A 16,843-nucleotide genomic window follows, 5' to 3' on the forward strand; every position below is an offset into this window, starting at 1 on the left:
TGGTCCGCGATGCAGGAAAAATTATCTCCATTCCATGTAGCCATTCTCGTTTATATGATACAGTCTGGTATTGTTATGTACCGGCTCCCTCAGATGCTGGCCGAGCATTTCGGTACCAATGGATGGCTCGCCATCATCCCTATGTTTCTGCTTGCTTCAGCAAACATCTTATTGATCGGCGCTGTTTATCGTCTTGGAAATGGAGTCTCAATCTTGGTGATTCTGGAGCAATCGATTCCAAGATTCATTCTCTATCCCTTCTATCTCATCATGAGTTGTGTGTGGGCGATGATCGGCTGCTTGATCTCCAAGCATTACGTACTTATTTTTCAAATGGTCGCTTTCCCTACCACCAATCCGATGATATTCAAGATTGCTCTCGATGTCCTTATATTCCTTCTGATGACCAAAAGTATTTATAACATTTCGAAAGCTACGACTGTCTTCTTCTGGATGCTGATGTGGATGGTGTTATTGTTGTTCTTCTTTTATAAAGATTTTCATTGGTCGAGACTGACTCCGTTTATCTTTCAAGGCAGCACACTCACAATTGACGGCTTTTTTAATGTTTATTCAGCCTTTGCAGGCTATTCACTCTGCCTCTTTCTCTTCCCTTATTCAGATAAGAAGACCAAGCTTATTAAAGCGGTTCTGGCTGGCAATCTCATCACGGCCATCGTTTATATCTACTTCTGCTTTATCGCCTTCGGCTTTTATTACTACGAGCAATTAAAGACGCTCCAGTTTCCATTGCTCAATCTGTTGGCCTATATTCAGCTCCCATTCGTTCAAGCTACGGAAAACTTGTTATACGGGTTCTTCATGTTCTCCATTATTATTACAGCCGTCATGTATTTCTGGTCAGCCAAAGAGATCAGTAAACGGATGTTTCCGATAAGCGATCGGCTTCTCTCAGCCATTATCCTTGTTGCAGCCCTTGGCTTCTCTTTCATTCCGGATGTAATTAGTGAGGTAGATCAATGGCTTAGTTATCTAGGCTATGCCGAGCTCGCCCTTTCACTTGGCTTGCCGTTAGGATTGATAGTTCTACTGCTCATTGTAAGAAAGAGAGGTGCGGCGTTAAATGAGTAAAGACCGTGTAACGATTGGGCTCTTGGTCCTGCTTATCTTTCTCGCTGGCTGCGGTGACCAACGCATTCTGGAGCGGACAGGCTTCATCCAATCAACAAGCTATGATTTATTGCCGAATGGACGAGTCAAGTTCTCTATAAGCCTTCCCAAAGCAGATCCTGAGATTAAAGTATCCCGGGAATTTCTAACAACAGTAGCGCTAAGCGGTAAGGAGGCCCGCATTAAACTAGCCCGAGAGACCAATCTGATGTTAGTTAGCGGCCAATTGCGAACCACCTTGTTTGGCCTATCGATAGCACGGGCAGGGTTGTGGGACCACATGGACACTCTGTTGAGAGATCCCACAATATCCGAGCAAGCAAAAATTGTTATCGTGAATGGGGATGCGCATGAGCTGCTCCAGAAAAATTACAAGGAGTATCCGCGAACAGGCCAATATGTCGATCGCCTTGTTGAGAAAGAAGCAACGGGACATACCATTCCGTTAACGACGCTGTATTCTTTTACAAGAGATTATCATGATGATGGAATTGAGCCTGTGGCTCCAATTGTTAAGGATGCCGGTCAGAATATTGTCGTGGATGGAGTAGCCTTGTTTCATGGCAGCAGCTATGTGGACAAAATTAAAGCAGACGATTCTTTGATATTTGCGTTTCTTCGGGGCAATTTCAAGCATGGAGAAATTAGTGTTGATCTTACTAAGGATACGAAGGAAAGCAAAACCGCGATGCTAAGCTCCTTGGCTAGCAAGAGAAAGGTGGACGTTAGACATGAGACTAACGGACGAACAACGGTTAACATGCAGGTATCAGTAAAGGTATCCGTTATGGAATATGTCGGTAAATTCAGACTCAGCAACGATGCCCAAAGACATACGCTGGAACAGCAAATTTCCGAAATCATGACAAACCGGGCGGCACGATTAATCAAATTTCTGCAGGAGAAGAAAATCGATAGCATCGGCGCCGGCATCTATGTGCGGAACAGCATGAGCTACCGGGCGTGGAAGAAATTGAATTGGTACGAGGAATTCCCCAATGTGAACCTGCAATGCAAGGTGAAAGTGAAAATAAAGGATTATGGATTTTTGCGGTAGAGTGAAATGTACCATCGAATCGAATTTCTGACCACTGTGTCAGCTCCATCTTCCGTTGTATCTCTTGGAATCTCATATAATCAGCAGAGTCCTCCAATAGAATAGAATAAAATTTTACCGCATCCTTGATTTGTTTGGTAAAATATTACTCATCTTTACACGTTTCAATAGACTCTAAAAACAGAGCTTTACAGCAGGTATATGAACTTGAAAATTGTTGTCGTAATCAGCTTATTTATCTCATTATTATCCGGGCGCATAAGTGCTTCCTCTACTTTATCAGATATAAAGGGGATTTCTTATAATGCTGAAAATCCGTCCTATAAGAACAATAACAGGTGAAGAAATTGAAACTTGAGTTTTCGGATGGGAGCTCTACGATTGTTGAACCACAGTTTGCCCAGATGGGATTTGACAATAAAATAGAATCGATCTTTGTTAAAATAACAAATACTTAAGAAGTAGATTTATTATAGGGCGGAAACAATAATAAAGCGGAGGACTTCTGATGAAACCAGTTATAAAGCATCCTTGGAATTTGAGCGAAATGGAGGCGATCATATTACAACAAGAATTAGCTTCAAAAGTGATTAAGGAGGATTCATTTGTAGAAATTAATTGTGTCGCTGGAGTAGATGTAGCCTATAGTGATCATAATAATAAATTAATTGCTGCAATAGTTATTTTAGATGCTAGTTCATTAAAAGTGATTGAATCAGTTGTAGTTGAAGATACTGTGGATTTCCCTTACATTCCTGGATTGTTTTCATTTAGAGAATTGCCGCCTGTAGTTAAGGCATTTGATCAACTAAAGATCTCTCCTCAGTTAATTGTCTGCGATGGTCAGGGATTGGCTCATCCTAGAAGATTTGGGTTAGCTAGTCATTTAGGGGTTATTTTCGATGTTCCAACAATCGGATGTGGAAAAACTAAGCTACTAGGAACATACGAGGAACCAGACTTTAATAGAGGGGCTTATTCAACATTGGATGACAATGGAGAAGTAATAGGGGCTGCATTAAGAACACAGAACAATATCAAACCTTTATTTGTTTCTATTGGTCATCGCATTTCACTTCAAACCGCCTGTAAGTGGGTGATAGATTTATCTCCCAACTACCGTCTACCAGAAACAACTCGTCAGTCAGACCATCTCGTTCGCAACTTACTTAACGCAAAGCAATAATACGATTGACCGCTCTTCAAGCAGAGCGTATATTTGTGCGTAAGAATACCGCGTGTCATCTCCGTTTGCACTTCGAAGACATGGAGCTTATGACCCTTGAATGTAACTTCATTCCCCAATTCGAGCACCTGATTCAGAACGACCTCATAGCAGATATAGTCCGTCACTCCCCTTCAAAAAAGAAACCCTGAACGGCATGAAGCCAATCAGGGTCAGTTGCGAATGATTTTGAAAAATCGGGAAGAAAACAAAGATAACAAAAAACAGATCAATCATGGTGGTATCTGACCATAATCGACCTGTTCATTGCATCGCAATAGCGTTATTTAGATTGTAAAATTAATGCATTGATGTGCGTACAACCGTAATGACGAAATCTTTATACAGGTATTACATGGGTATTTGTGTTATTGGTTGAATGATGGGTTCATTCGGTAATGGGTACCCCCCATAGTTGTGGCCATCCGATTCATTCCGCACCGGATGGGGTCTATTTATCAACCACTGAGACCTGAACAAGGGCAAGCAGACCTCAACACGGCAGTTTGCTCGCATTGTGGCGTTGTTTGGTTGCTTCATGATTACATAAAATTTTAGACAGACCCATAGAACCCGCTATTTATCACTATCATCATTCCATAGTGAATCAAATTCATCATGTGTCAAAGTTTCTAAATGGGGGCTATGAACATGACCATTTGGGTCGATGATATATTTAACTGATGCTTCTTTATCAGAAATTACAATTGTGTATTCATTTTCCGCAAAAAAGTCATTTGGCGCAATACTTACCATCACCAACCACACTGGCCCATTGACACTATCAAAATCAGAATAGAATCTTATTGTACGCTCCAAGTTTTCTAAAATATCGCCTGAAAGATCATACTTGCTCATATAATCTTTAGCGATACTTAAAGCCATACTTAAGGTTATATTTGTTTCCATTATATCCTCCTTCTCATTCAAAACCTTTCCATCCGGGTGGTGGCCACTCACCAGTTCGTAATTTAAATATATACTTTTGTGAAAACAAAATTTCTTCACTTGTGTACAAATCTTTATTTTTCATTATCTGACTATACACATACTCTTCTCTTTCTAAAATCGTTAGTTTCAAATACTTCTCTTGTCCAAGTTCGAGCCATTGTTGCGCATGATATGATTCATGCTTTGCACTTAAGTATGTTGGCTCTTTTTTCAACACAATTTGACCAGTCTTAGGATTGAATCCCCCGTCCGCAAAACTTGGCAATATCTTACCTTTGCTATCAATAACCACTCTAATATTTTTTGCATTCATTTCTTTAGTAAACATTTTTAAATCACGTATGCTAATCAATCTCTGTCCATTTGATGCTATTTGCACTTGACCACTAACAGGCATATCTGCCCATTCTTTAAAATCAAAATCTCCCGTCCCCTCAATTCGCTCTCCTCCAACTGGGTTTGTATTAGGTACTTCTCCATCCCCAGCCGGTTTCCCTTTCGGCGGTACTTCGCCATTACTAGTCCTTCGTAATAAATAATCCAATTCATCCAACGCAGTAATCTGCTTTGAATTCGACAGCTTATTCGCAGCCTTCATAACACCGTGCTTCATGAGGCTCAGCAGGGCTACGCCTGCCATTCCGACCCCTAGAATATCAATAGTCCGCTGATTCAATCCAAGGAAGGTCGGATCCGTAAAGGCCTTTCCATCTTTCAGGTCATTCATCTTCTGTGTACTGACAACCATTCCCGCTACTCCTAGAAACACCTCTGCTGCTGCCAGCAAATACATCGATGTCCCTCCAGTGGGGATTACGAGCACAATGGCTACCGCTCCAAACAAGAAGCTTAACTCCGCCATCTGCATTTGCGGATCAATTACAAACTTCTGGAACGTGAATCGGGAATAGTGGAGCGGCGTTTCGATCATTCTCTTACTATAATAATCCGGCATCTGGGGAATGACCATATTTAACGCCATTTCGTTCAGAAGGTCCTTCCCGATCTGCTCCATAGGACTCGCCTTGTTTGGCTGTACCGGTGCAGCCGGAATCCCATTCGCCGCATGCGGTACAACGCCTAAGAATTGCTCTTGCTTCCCTATACTATAGGCATCATACGATCTCTTGTAAGCCTCTTGCTCTGCTGCAGTCTCATCATCCGACTTCGAAGGTGCTGCTGGCGAGAACCTCGCCTGATAGCTCTCCTTCAGCGTCTTCTCATCCAGCTTCCCTATGGCATCCCGTGCCTTTGTCGATGCATGTGGATCATTTGACACTTTCTCTGCAATTCGCGTTCTTACTTCTCCACGCTGACTCTCAGGCAGTGGTACTTGAATGGTGGCGCCAAGGTCCTTTTGCACCTTATCGAACCGGATCACGTTGCCTTTGATTCTCACCTGATTGCCCTCGATATAAATATATTGATCCAGCTTCGTTTGCATGGCAATGCTCGTCGCTTCCATCTTGATCGAATCAATCACTGCCCCTGAACCGCTCAAATTCAGATTGTTGGATGCCACGATAAGTAGGTCTTCCGATGCCTTTACTCGAATATTGTTCTGGTCCATATGGAAGCTAACCGTGCCTTGCTTGAACAGCACGCCATCCTCGCCCAACTCCATCTTCGCATTACTGGGCATCTCGAACACCTTCGTCGTCGGCTTCTGGAACACCTTTTTCGCCTTCATCTCTTCACTACCGCCGCGAACCGCATTCACCGCGATCGCCTTCTTCTCTTTCCCGCTCGGAAAATAGACCTTAATCCGCGCCCCTTCGTCCGGCAGGCAGTGAAAAATATTGTTCCCCTCCGGCGAGTACGGGAACCACCAATTCCCTTGCTCATCATGTCCATCATCAATGTCCAGATGCACCTTCACCATATTGTTGGCCCGTTTCACGACCCGGCCTTCCAGTGAAACCCCTTGTATCGCTTTGTTCAGACGCGCCTTGCGCCGCAGCGATTGCCGGTGAACCAACAGATACTCATACTGGAGCATTCCTGTCTGGTACGTAATCACGGATTCCGCTACGACCCACATGCTGCCCTTGAACTGTACATCATCTCCGACCTGACAATACTGCTCCGTCACGACCCGATAGCTGGTAAAGTCCGTGACACGCATCGCATCGGCGGAACCTCCCTCCGCATGGGCTTTAATCTCCATATACGTATCGCAATTGCGAATCATCGCGTAGCGCTTCGACTTAATTGCGGTCCTCCACGACAAATCTGGGACGCCGAAATAAACACGCGCCGCATCCATCACCACATCCGGCAGGATGACCGTTCCGATTCGGGAAGCGAGTCGCTTCATAAACTGCCAATCTGTCTCCTTGTACTGGACAATTAGCTCGCCAATGGTGTCCCCTGGATTCGTAGCAACATTCTGCGCATCGCCCTTCGGGTATTTCTCCGAGAGTTGACCGATGACCTCCGTATACGTGAGCCCCTTATTCTGATACGAACGGCTCACGGGTTTCATATCCATCGCATACGTCCGTGAGATCGCCTCGATCTGCACATGGGGGATGCCATCCTCCATCTGGATATCAATGCTCGTGATGCCTCCGGCGAACCAGTGCTCATCCCGAACCTCACCAGGCTTGCGGATCATTAGACTATCCGCGAAGCTGCCGTTGCGTATGCAAGCTTCCGCATCCTCTTCCGCCATCATAGCGGTAAACGAGCATGTGGCATGCTCATTGAACTTTCGGTCAATTCGCAGGCTGCGAACCGCCTTTAATGGATAGGGCCACTTCAGTTGAAACCCGTCTCCCTGATACCATGTCGCCATCCCCGTCACCTCCCTGATCAGTAGGGTCCTCTTTCGAGAAATTCGGGTGGGGCTGGGTCCATCCCATTCGTTAGAAACTTAATCTTCCCGCCCCATGTGCAATAGAGACAGGATTTGGTGGTCAGGACAGGCACATCGTTCACCAAGACAGTCGGGCTGCCGTTCTGCCATTCCGTTGCCCCTGGAATCACAATTCCACCCGGTATAGCCAGAGAGGAAGGCAGCAGCTTGGGGACAAAGGGATAGATCGTAATATCCATTAGAATAGTGCCTGTTTCCGGTTCACAATCATAGTTGTAACCATTCAAATACGGCCCCGTTAAGCCTAGCCCCTCTAATCCGTCTAATCCCCCATTTGGATTTGGCGTGATTGCTCCGCTCAGCTCGGCCGCTTTCAAAGGATGGATCAAACTCCGGCAATAGCCAAAAGAATAAAAATTGCCGTCAATCTTGTTCCCAAGCTCATCGAATTGCGCCATACTGCCGTTAATCTGTTCCGATGTAGACACCGCACAATCCTTCACGGTCATCATCGGGCTTTCATTAATGAGCACCCCTTTTTCCCCGATCTGATTAAGCACTTCCTCATGGGTCCCCATTGTGCAATGCATATATGCGCCACGGGTTACATAGGTCTCTTCACTTCGCCAGGACTCCCCGCTCTCCAATTCTGCTATCGTCGATTTCTTCAGAAAACCATGAACTGTTGGAACCGTCATCTCATTCTTCCCCTTCCTTCAACAAGATTCTTCGTACACGTAGCCCATACAAGCCTGCTCGTAGCAGATTCTCCGCCAGATCCAGACGCACGACCAGCAGAGCACTCTGATAATACGTAATTTTGAACATACTCGAATCCCCAATCAGCCGTTTATCAATCGCCAGCTGCTCAATTCTCCCCTTCTCAACAACCACTTCCGCCGGGGCCGTGCATGGAATTTCCTTCAGCTCCATCATCGAGAAGTGAACCTGCATGTTCTTGGTCATATCCATTACGACAACCGTTTTGCAAGCCATTTCCGGCTCATATCGGCTGATGATTGCCTGCATTTCATTAGAAACGAGCAGCACAGGGCGTTCGATGATACTGCTGTACACCAGCTCTCGACCTGGCTTGATATGTACAATCTCCTGCTGCTCCGCATGCTCGAACCCCTTCAGCATTCGCTCTGGGAAGACAATAGCTCCCCCCGCCGCATCCAGCCGATCATCATGCTCAATAATGAAATATTCCATGCTCTATTCCTCCACCCATTCCACACTCTCACGCTGCGCTGGCGTCAACGGAACAAGAAATACATCACGCTCCAGCATCCGACTTCCGGTCAAATCTGCCCCGGTGAAATCCACCCCATCCAGAACCGCATGCGTGAAGTCGCCTGCTATCCTTGCATAACGGAAGCTGGCATTCGTCAGATTCGCCCCTTGATAACGGACACCGTGAATGCCGAAGTACATGCCATGCTTCTCATTCAGGACATCGCGGCTCCCGATAACGCCATCGAACCGGGCTTGCTCCAGCTTGCAGCCGCGGAAATCCGCATCGAATAGCCTGCTCCCGCTAAAATCTACTCCATCGCATTCGCAGCGCTCGAAGCCGGTCCCCAGCAGCAGCCCGCCCCGAAGATTGCTCCCTGTCAGCTTCACAACCTCGAACCAGGTATAGCTCAGATTAATGCCCTCATAGTTGCCTTCAGACAGATTGACATATCTGATATGCTCGTAGATATATTCCTGCTCCAGCCGACTCTCCAGCCAGCCCTTGCAGCTAACCGACGTTCGGGGATAACCGCTCCTCAGGTAAACCGATTCACTCGTCTGCTCATCCTTGTACTCCCCGACACGAATATCTAGCTGCCCTTCCGTCGCCAGATTCTGAAACGATTCGAGCTGCTTGGCTGTGTCCATCGCATAGCGCACCGCATGCACCATATATGCGTGGAACGGATAGAGCTGCGCCTTCATCCACGACTCCGTCGCTTCACCTCGCACGCCTGATCCCACGCCTCCAGATACGTATAGATCCATCCCGCGTCATAGCGAAACGGAGTCACAACAGGCTTCCAAAGATGATCTGCGTCACAAGCTTCCAGCATATAGACCGGCTTGCCCTCCATCAGACTTGTACGCAGCAGCGAAATATGGATGCTCCCGCATTTCTTCATCGTCCCGTCAGCCTGCAGCCGCTGCACCGACTGACAGAATTGATCGAACAACAGAACAAATTCCTCCGCTATCTCGTCTTTCCTCGTACAAAAATAATGGTGCAGCGCTTTAATTTGTTCCGTTCGATGCGGCATCGCATCCTGTTCCACAAAATACTCCCACGCTTCGATTGCACTCATCCGCAGCTCTCCTTGCTCCCTGATCGTTACTTCTTCATTAGAATTTCAACGCCCTTTAACGTAATCTGGCTCTGATCCAGAGTAATGGCCCCGTCACCGGTCAGCGTCGACATCTCGATCTGATTGCTGACCATCAGAATCGTCTCCGCCACCATCTCAATCTGCTTATTGGCCTGAAGCTGGATCTTATTGTTGCTATTCAGAATGATGGTCCCATCATTCGTCAACGTAATCGTTGCGCCGCCTGACGCGCCGGTAATCGTAATTCGGTCTTCCTCGAAAGAAATCTTTTGACCCGTAGGTGTGAGCAAGAACTTTGTGTTCGGATTCGCCATCAAATCCTCCTTCAAATCCTTGTCGTAATTGACAATAGGCTGGAGATATTCCTGCTGAACAACCGTTGTCGTCCCTGCTGCCTTCTTGCTCTCCGAGCCGCCCGACTGACTCGCGCCTTGCTGGCTTCCACCCTGCATCGCTTCCTGAGGGAGCATCTTCCTGACGGAGCTGAGGGCAATGCCTTCTGATTCATGAGCGCTGGGAAAATAGAGGCGGATGTCGTCCCCTTTCTCCGGCATACAATACCATCCCGTCTGATCATCAGACGCGTACATGGTTGAGTATGGGAATGGGGAAGACTTCTCCAGACTCCAATTCTGATCATAGTCCAGCTTTACCTTTACCTCGTCCCTGACGACCGCCATCACTTTGCCCTGTATGGAGGCTCCGATCAGCTTCTTATTGCTCCGCTTCCGTTTATAGCTGGCGCTCTTCAGGCAGAGCGTATATTTGTGCGTAAGAATACCGCGTGTCATCTCCGTTTGCACTTCGAAGACATGGAGCTTATGCCCCTTGAATGTAACTTCATCCCCCAATTCAAGCACCTGATTCAGAACGACCTCATAGCAGATATAGTCCATCACTCCCCTTCAAAAAAGAAACCCTGAACGGCATGAAGCCAATCAGGGTCAGTTGCGAATGATTTTGAAAAATCGGGGAGAAAACAAAGATAACAAAAAACAGATCAATCATGGTGGTATCTGACCATAATCGACCTGTTTTGTGTAACACTTTAGCGTTATTTAGATTATTAATTGTCAGGCATTATTGTGCGTACAAACGAAATGACGAAATCTTTATACGGGCATGGGCTAAGTATGTTATTGGTTGATTGATTGATGGGTTCATTCGGCACTGGGTTGCCCCCAACATGATTCTGTTCGTAGCAATCACCTATGCAACACTAAAATTAATCAACTTTCAAACCTAAGATGTATTCTACTCTTGATTTAGTGGAATCGCTTGTTTCCCTGATTTTGTATTCATCTTTATTTGTAATTAATTTTTTGCAGATTTGAATGTCCTGCAACAGCTTTTTAATGTCATTTTTATCTATATTATTTTCAACTAATTTAGTATTTTCCAGATAAGTATCCAATTTAGAATATATAAAATCAGCAATTTCTTTATATTTCAAACTCTCTATTGCAATAGAAACAAAGTATAATTTTTTAGTAAACAAACTGTTGTTTACTATTTTCCAATCTTCTTCCAAAATTTTTGCTGAAACCTGCGCCACATTTAAACCTTCTTCTTCAATATATTCCTCAAAGTCTAACACTATAGATGACCTTATTGATTCATAACTTGTCATGTTCATATCATCGTCCTTATCTCATATTTTTAGAATATACATTTAACTGAATATTTGGGAACTTACGTCTAAATTCCATAATTAAATTTGAACAACTTTGACATGCATCTAGTTCTGTAAACAAATCTATTCGCCCTTTAACATTAGGGTCTTTAATTTGAGAAGCAATATCTTCAAGAATCTTTGCCTCCGTGTCATTAAATCTTGGAAATCCATCGTCAACATAGGTTTCCAATGACTTATCAACTTTGGAGAAACTAAAATCTCCAACATTACTACCAACGCTATCAGAGGAATGAATCTGACTATGTGCTTGAAATTCTTTATTAATACCAGGAATGCTTACATCTGCCACTGCGACATTTCCACTACTTAACTTTTTTAGTTTTCTGTCAAGTTTATCTCTCTGTGTTTTTGAGAGATTTTTGTATTCATCGGAATTCCTTATTTTTTCTATTTCTCTGTTAATATCGCTCCTAACATTTTGAGTTTTCCCATATAAGCTATCTATTGTCCCATTAGGTACTTCCCCACTCCCAGTCCTTCGCGATAGCTCATCCAATTCATCCAACGCAGTAAGCTGCCTTGAATTCGACAGCTTATTCGCAGCCTTCATGACGCCGTGCTTCATGAGGCTCAGCAAGGCTACGCCTGCTATCCCGACTCCTAGAATATCAATATTCCGCTGATTCAATCCCAGGAAGGTCGGATCCGTAAAGGCCTCTCCATCTTGCAGATCATTCATCTTCTGTGTACTGACAACGATCCCCGCTACTCCTAGAAACACCTCTGCTGCTGCCAGCAAATACATCGAGGTCCCTCCAGTGGGGAATGCGAGCACAATGGCCACCGCTCCAAAAAAGAAGCTTAACTCTGCCATCTGCATCTGCGGATCAATCATAAACTTCTGGAACGTGAATCGGGAATAATGGAGTGGCGTCTCGATCATTCTCTTACTATAATAATCCGGCATCTGGGGAATGACCATATTTAACATCATCTCATTCAGGAGGCCCTTCCCGATCTGCTCCATCGGACTCGCCTTGTTTGGCTGTACGGGTGCAGCCGGAACCCCATTCGCCGGATGCGATACAACGCCCAAGAACTGCTCTTGCTTCCCTATATTATAGGCATCATACGATCTCTTATAAGCCTCTTGCTCTGCAGCAATCTCTTCATCCGACTGCTCTTCAGGAGGAGCTGGCACTGGCGAGAACCTCGCCTGATAGCTCTCCTTCAGCGTCTTCTCATCCAGCTTCCCTATGGCATCCCTTGCCTTTGTCGATGCATCTGGATCATTGGACACTTGCTCTGCGATTCGCGCTCTTACTTCTCCACGTCGACTTTTGTGAATGCCCCTGTAACCTTTCAGTTCTCCTTGATGATACACTTCCTCCCCTTGTTTCATTTTCGCCTCAACCTCTTGCTCAATATACAGCTCCTTCAAGTCATCATCCGTCAGCAGCTCCATGAAATCCTTTTGCACCTTATCGAAACGGATCACGTTGCCCTTGATCCTCACCTGATTGCCCTCGATATAAATATATTGATCCAGCTTCGTTTGCATGGCAATGCTCGTCGCTTCCATCTTGATCGAATCAATCACTGCCCCTGAGCCGCTCAAATTCAGGTTGTTGGACGCCACCACAAGCAGGTCTTCCGATGCCTTTACTCGAATGTTGTTCTGGTCCATATGGAAGCTGACCGTGCCTTGCTTGAACAGCACCCCATCCTCGCCCAGCTCCATCTTCGCGTTACTGGGCATCTCGAACACCTTCGTCGTCGGCTTCTGGAACACTGTTTTTGCCTTCATCTCTTCACTGCCACCGCGAACCGCATTCACCGCGATCGCCTTCTTCTCTTTCCCGCTCGGAAAATAAACCTTAATCCGCGCCCCTTCGTCCGGCAGGCAGTGAAAAATATTGTTCCCCTCCGGCGAGTACGGGAACCACCAATTCCCCTGCTCATCATGGCCATCATCAATGTCCAGATGCACCTTCACCATATTGTTGGCCCGTTTCACGACCCGACCTTCCAGTGAAACCCCTTGAATCGCTTTGTTCAGACGCGCCTTGCGCCGCAGCGATTGCCGCTGAACCAACAGATACTCATACTGGAGCATCCCAGTCTGATACGTAATCACTGATTCCGCTACGACCCACATGCTGCCCTTGAAATGCACATCATCTCCGACCTGACAATATTGCTCCGTCACGACCCGATAGCTGGTAAAGTCCGTGACACGCATCGCATCGGCGGAACCTCCCTCCGCATGGGCTTTAATCTCCATGTAGGTATCGCAATTGCGAATCATCGCGTAGCGCTTCGACTTGATTGCGGTCCCCCATGACAAATCTGGGACGCCGAAATAAACACGCGCCGCATCCATCACCACATCCGGCAGGATGACCGTTCCGATTCGGGAAGCGAGCCGCTTCATAAACTGCCAATCTGTCTCCTGGTACTGGACAATTAGCTCGCCAATGCTGTCCCCTGGATTCGTAGCGACATTCTGTGCATCGCCCTTCGGGTATTTCTCCGCAAGCTGTCCGATGACCTCCGTATACGTGAGCCCCTTATTCTGATACGAACGGCTCACGGGCTTCATATCCATCGCATACGTCCGTGAGATCGCCTCGATCTGCACATGGGGGATGCCATCCTCCATCTGAATATCAATGCTCGTGATGCCTCCGGCGAACCAGTGCTCGTCCCGAACCTCGCCCGGCTTGCGGATCATCAGACTATCCTCGAAGCTGCCGTTGCGTATGCAAGCCTCCGCATCCTCTTCCGCCATCATAGCGGTAAACGAGCATGTGGCATGCTCATTGAACTTACGGTCAATTCGCAGACTGCGAACCGCTTTTAATGGATAGGGCCACACTTCAGTTGAAACCCGTCTCCTTGATACCATGTCGCCATCCCTGTCACCTCCCTGATCAGTAGGGTCCTCTTTCAAGAAATTCGGGTGGGGCCGGGTCCATCCCATTCGTTAGAAACTTAATCTTCCCGCCCCATGTGCAATAGAGACAGGATTTGGTGGTCAGGACAGGCACATCGTTCACCAAGACAGTCGGGCTGCCGTTCTAAAAAAAGCTCATTCCTACTTATCATTCAAGTGGGAAAGAGCTTTTGGAAGTTTATCAGTGTGCTTATCAAGTTGTTAAGTGTTTGGTTTGTTGATATATTGTACGATCTTGTTGTTGGAGTTGGAAACATAAATAGTAACAGTTCAATTACTCATATCATCAATATTATCTAAATTCTCGTCTGAAATATCAATGGCATGCAACTTTGAATATCGTTCACACCAATTATCTATAGGAAATGCACCAAAACCATAATCCAAATAGATACCTTGATCAAGTCTTAGATCCCCCCCCCTTTCAAAATATTTAATTAATGGTTCGTAAATGTCTTGACATTCATCATAGGTAATTTCCCCCTTATCAACTAAGTAGGTCCATTCGAGATAACGCAAACAAATTGTTTTACACAATAGATTAGGTTTTCCTGATTCAAAAAAAATGCTATTAATCCTATCCTCTAAATCTAGATCAGTACGCACCACTTTTGCAGGGCTAAAAAAGGGGCCTGCTTCAAATGAGTGTGCCTCTAAAAATAGTGAACTTCTCCTTAGATACTCGGCAATTAATAGTTCTCTTGATTTCTTTTTCACCTCAGAAGTTCCCCAAGCAATTTTCGAAATACGAGTTGTTGCCTTGTTCATTAAATCAATCATATAGTTCCCTCCATTTGATATTATAAAATTTAGCAACATCTTCCTCGTACCCTGGAAATGAGCCAAATTCGGGTTGTTTAGGTGCCAAGTCATGAGCACCTGGTGGATCACTTGTAAATTTCATGCCATCCCACGAGTCGGGGTGACGATAATTAAGACCACTCTCCATGAGCTTTTTCTCTGCCAATTCATGTGCTGCTAACTTTTTGAACCATTCCTTGCCTTGTTGGGTTAGTTCTCCTTCTTGCGCTTTAGTGAACGCATATACTACTTCCGAGTCAGGTGTGAGTCGTGATTTATAATAATAAAGCCCTTGCTGATCAAAATGACACAGTTCATATTCATTTAAAAACATATGTGACTTTAGATTTTTGGCCTCCTCAATACTGAGGCCAGTGTTTTTTGCAAATACTTCAATATTATCCAATCCACTTACTCTTATCAATTCTGCCTTTTTTTCTGCTGCTATATCAATTTTTAATTTTGTTTCAACAGGCGGCTCACCATATCTTTTCGGAACATTGCCCGACCCATCAGTCCCCGTTGCATTTTCCTTTAATTTATTCTTTCCTTTAATTTTATCAAAAAGCACTTTTTCATTTCTCAAATAAACATCAAAATTTGATGCATCACGCGCTTTCTTGCTGTTTGCTATATTTCTCAACACACGCGTTCTTATTGTCTCTTTCATAATGGAAGTCTTCGAATCATCAACTGGCTCTGGTCGGGTTTTCTGTAGGGGGCCCTCACTACCCGCCTTACCTGGCAAAACTTTAGGAGGCACGACCTTAGGTGCAGCATTAATTTCTGGTGTCTTGCTCCCTAACTTCCCACTAGCCGGAGGCAATTTCCCAGCCTGCTTCCCATCAGCCTTTCCAGCTGCTTTTCCGCTAGCCGGAGGTGCGACTTGGATATCTCCACCCGTCATTCTCTGAAGACCTTCCAATTCATCCAACGCAGTAATCTGCTTTGAATTCGACAGCTTATTCGCAACCTTCATAACACCGTGCTTCATGAGGCTCAGCAGGGCTACGCCTGCCATTCCGACCCCTAGAATATCAATAGTCCGCTGATTCAATCCAAGGAAGGTCGGATCCGTAAAGGCCTTTCCATCTTTCAGGTCATTCATCTTCTGTGTACTGACAACCATTCCCGCTACTCCTAGAAACACCTCTGCTGCTGCCAGCAAATACATCGATGTCCCTCCAGTGGGGATTACGAGCACAATGGCTACCGCTCCAAACAAGAAGCTTAACTCCGCCATCTGCATTTGCGGATCAATTACAAACTTCTGGAACGTGAATCGGGAATAGTGGAGCGGCGTTTCGATCATTCTCTTACTATAATAATCCGGCATCTGGGGAATGACCATATTTAACGCCATTTCATTCAGAAGGCCCTTCCCGATCTGCTCCATAGGACTCGCCTTGTTTGGCTGTACGGGTGCAGCCGGAATCCCATTCGCAGCATGCGGTACAACGCCCAAGAACTGCTCTTGCTTCCCTATATTATAGGCATCATACGATCTCTTATAAGCCTCTTGCTCTGCTGCGGTCTCATCATCCGACTTCGAAGGTGCTGCTGGCGAGAACCTCGCCTGATAGCTCTCCTTCAGCGTCTTCTCATCCAGCTTCCCTATGGCATCCCGTGCCTTTGTAGATGCATGTGGATCATTTGACACTTTCTCTGCAATTCGCGTTCTTACTTCTCCACGCTGACTCTCAGGCAGTGGTACTTGAATGGTGGCGCCAAGGAGGGTCCTTTCCTCTCCCTTTTCCATCTCCGCCTCAACCTCTTGCTCAATATACAGCTCCTTCAAGTCCTCATCCGTCAGCAGCTCCATGAAATCCTTTTGCACCTTATCGAAACGGATCACGTTGCCCTTGATCCTCACCTGATTGCCCTCGATATAAATATATTGATCCAGCTTCGTTTGCATGGCAA

The 16,843-nt window shown here is 45.7% G+C and carries 14 protein-coding genes and 1 pseudogene; 3 read left to right on the plus strand and 12 right to left on the minus strand.

All coding sequences use genetic code 11. The features are described from left to right. The first annotated feature begins 9 nt into the window (after window positions 1–9). From L6H65_RS23745 to nfi, 3 genes are all read left to right on the plus strand, one after another. Complete coding sequence (locus tag L6H65_RS23745; RefSeq protein WP_236346161.1) at window positions 10–1,092, plus strand: GerAB/ArcD/ProY family transporter; 1,083 nt, start codon at window positions 10–12, stop codon at window positions 1,090–1,092. Then, window positions 1,085–2,188 (plus strand): Ger(x)C family spore germination protein, encoded by a 1,104-nt coding sequence (locus L6H65_RS23750; protein WP_236346164.1) that lies wholly within the window; start codon window positions 1,085–1,087, stop codon window positions 2,186–2,188. Before L6H65_RS23745 ends, L6H65_RS23750 begins: the two co-directional genes overlap by 8 nt. Window positions 2,189–2,696: 508 nt before the next feature. Continuing rightward, the gene (gene nfi / locus L6H65_RS23755; protein ID WP_236346168.1) at window positions 2,697–3,374 is read left to right on the plus strand and encodes a deoxyribonuclease V; all 678 of its coding nucleotides are present in this window, start codon (window positions 2,697–2,699) and stop codon (window positions 3,372–3,374) included. A gap of 615 nt (window positions 3,375–3,989) precedes the next feature. On the opposite strand, the gene L6H65_RS23760 is transcribed toward nfi, so the two are convergent. The 12 genes and pseudogenes from L6H65_RS23760 to L6H65_RS23810 form a co-directional block, all read right to left on the minus strand. Continuing rightward, the gene (locus L6H65_RS23760) at window positions 3,990–4,322 is read right to left on the minus strand and encodes a hypothetical protein (protein ID WP_236346171.1); all 333 of its coding nucleotides are present in this window, start codon (window positions 4,320–4,322) and stop codon (window positions 3,990–3,992) included. Between the two features lie 13 nt (window positions 4,323–4,335). Then, window positions 4,336–7,161: a zincin-like metallopeptidase toxin domain-containing protein gene (locus tag L6H65_RS23765; RefSeq protein ID WP_236346184.1), complete on the minus strand. Its 2,826-nt coding sequence runs from the start codon at window positions 7,159–7,161 to the stop codon at window positions 4,336–4,338. Window positions 7,162–7,178: 17 nt separating this feature from the next. Then, the gene (locus tag L6H65_RS23770) at window positions 7,179–7,880 is read right to left on the minus strand and encodes a PAAR-like protein (RefSeq protein WP_236346188.1); all 702 of its coding nucleotides are present in this window, start codon (window positions 7,878–7,880) and stop codon (window positions 7,179–7,181) included. Window position 7,881: 1 nt separating this feature from the next. Next, window positions 7,882–8,397 carry a hypothetical protein gene (locus L6H65_RS23775; RefSeq protein ID WP_236346191.1) on the minus strand — a complete coding sequence of 172 codons (516 nt, stop codon included), beginning with the start codon at window positions 8,395–8,397 and terminating at the stop codon, window positions 7,882–7,884. A 3-nt stretch (window positions 8,398–8,400) separates the two neighbouring features. Beyond that, entirely contained in the window at window positions 8,401–9,153 is a 753-nt protein-coding gene (locus L6H65_RS23780) for a pentapeptide repeat-containing protein (RefSeq protein WP_236346194.1), read from the minus strand. Next, window positions 9,123–9,506, minus strand: coding sequence for a hypothetical protein (locus L6H65_RS23785; RefSeq protein WP_236346208.1), 384 nt, complete (start codon window positions 9,504–9,506; stop codon window positions 9,123–9,125). The genes L6H65_RS23780 and L6H65_RS23785 overlap by 31 nt, the downstream gene beginning before the upstream one ends. Window positions 9,507–9,532: 26 nt before the next feature. After that, window positions 9,533–10,423: a hypothetical protein gene (locus L6H65_RS23790; protein ID WP_236346212.1), complete on the minus strand. Its 891-nt coding sequence runs from the start codon at window positions 10,421–10,423 to the stop codon at window positions 9,533–9,535. 329 nt (window positions 10,424–10,752) lie between these two features. After that, complete coding sequence (locus tag L6H65_RS23795; RefSeq protein ID WP_236346214.1) at window positions 10,753–11,163, minus strand: hypothetical protein; 411 nt, start codon at window positions 11,161–11,163, stop codon at window positions 10,753–10,755. A 10-nt stretch (window positions 11,164–11,173) separates the two neighbouring features. Continuing rightward, the gene (locus tag L6H65_RS23800) at window positions 11,174–14,071 is read right to left on the minus strand and encodes a deaminase domain-containing protein (RefSeq protein WP_236346217.1); all 2,898 of its coding nucleotides are present in this window, start codon (window positions 14,069–14,071) and stop codon (window positions 11,174–11,176) included. Window positions 14,072–14,096: 25 nt separating this feature from the next. Beyond that, window positions 14,097–14,231: pseudogene (locus L6H65_RS26870) on the minus strand (hypothetical protein); the annotation flags it as partial. Window positions 14,232–14,389: 158 nt separating this feature from the next. Continuing rightward, window positions 14,390–14,899, minus strand: coding sequence for a hypothetical protein (locus tag L6H65_RS23805; protein WP_236346220.1), 510 nt, complete (start codon window positions 14,897–14,899; stop codon window positions 14,390–14,392). After that, window positions 14,892–16,742 (minus strand): hypothetical protein, encoded by a 1,851-nt coding sequence (locus L6H65_RS23810; RefSeq protein WP_236346222.1) that lies wholly within the window; start codon window positions 16,740–16,742, stop codon window positions 14,892–14,894. The genes L6H65_RS23805 and L6H65_RS23810 overlap by 8 nt, the downstream gene beginning before the upstream one ends. Between the last annotated feature and the right edge of the window lie 101 nt (window positions 16,743–16,843).

This window comes from Paenibacillus plantiphilus (assembly GCF_927798095.1).
Lineage (GTDB): Bacteria > Bacillota > Bacilli > Paenibacillales > Paenibacillaceae > Paenibacillus_Z > Paenibacillus_Z plantiphilus.

Excerpts from the sequence above, each read along its gene's own strand:
- L6H65_RS23750 (WP_236346164.1), top strand. The coding sequence starts at position 1,085 with ATGAGTAAAGACCGTGTAACGATTGGGCTCTTGGTCCTGCTTATCTTT.
- L6H65_RS23805 (WP_236346220.1), bottom strand. The coding sequence starts at position 14,899 with ATGATTGATTTAATGAACAAGGCAACAACTCGTATTTCGAAAATTGCT.
- L6H65_RS23810 (WP_236346222.1), bottom strand. The coding sequence starts at position 16,742 with ATGGAGCTGCTGACGGATGAGGACTTGAAGGAGCTGTATATTGAGCAA.
- L6H65_RS23765 (WP_236346184.1), bottom strand. The coding sequence starts at position 7,161 with ATGGCGACATGGTATCAGGGAGACGGGTTTCAACTGAAGTGGCCCTAT.
- L6H65_RS23790 (WP_236346212.1), bottom strand. The coding sequence starts at position 10,423 with ATGGACTATATCTGCTATGAGGTCGTTCTGAATCAGGTGCTTGAATTG.
- L6H65_RS23770 (WP_236346188.1), bottom strand. The coding sequence starts at position 7,880 with ATGACGGTTCCAACAGTTCATGGTTTTCTGAAGAAATCGACGATAGCA.
- L6H65_RS23760 (WP_236346171.1), bottom strand. The coding sequence starts at position 4,322 with ATGGAAACAAATATAACCTTAAGTATGGCTTTAAGTATCGCTAAAGAT.
- L6H65_RS23785 (WP_236346208.1), bottom strand. The coding sequence starts at position 9,506 with ATGAGTGCAATCGAAGCGTGGGAGTATTTTGTGGAACAGGATGCGATG.
- nfi (WP_236346168.1), top strand. The coding sequence starts at position 2,697 with ATGAAACCAGTTATAAAGCATCCTTGGAATTTGAGCGAAATGGAGGCG.
- L6H65_RS23795 (WP_236346214.1), bottom strand. The coding sequence starts at position 11,163 with ATGAACATGACAAGTTATGAATCAATAAGGTCATCTATAGTGTTAGAC.
- L6H65_RS23775 (WP_236346191.1), bottom strand. The coding sequence starts at position 8,397 with ATGGAATATTTCATTATTGAGCATGATGATCGGCTGGATGCGGCGGGG.
- L6H65_RS23745 (WP_236346161.1), top strand. The coding sequence starts at position 10 with ATGCAGGAAAAATTATCTCCATTCCATGTAGCCATTCTCGTTTATATG.
- L6H65_RS23800 (WP_236346217.1), bottom strand. The coding sequence starts at position 14,071 with ATGGTATCAAGGAGACGGGTTTCAACTGAAGTGTGGCCCTATCCATTA.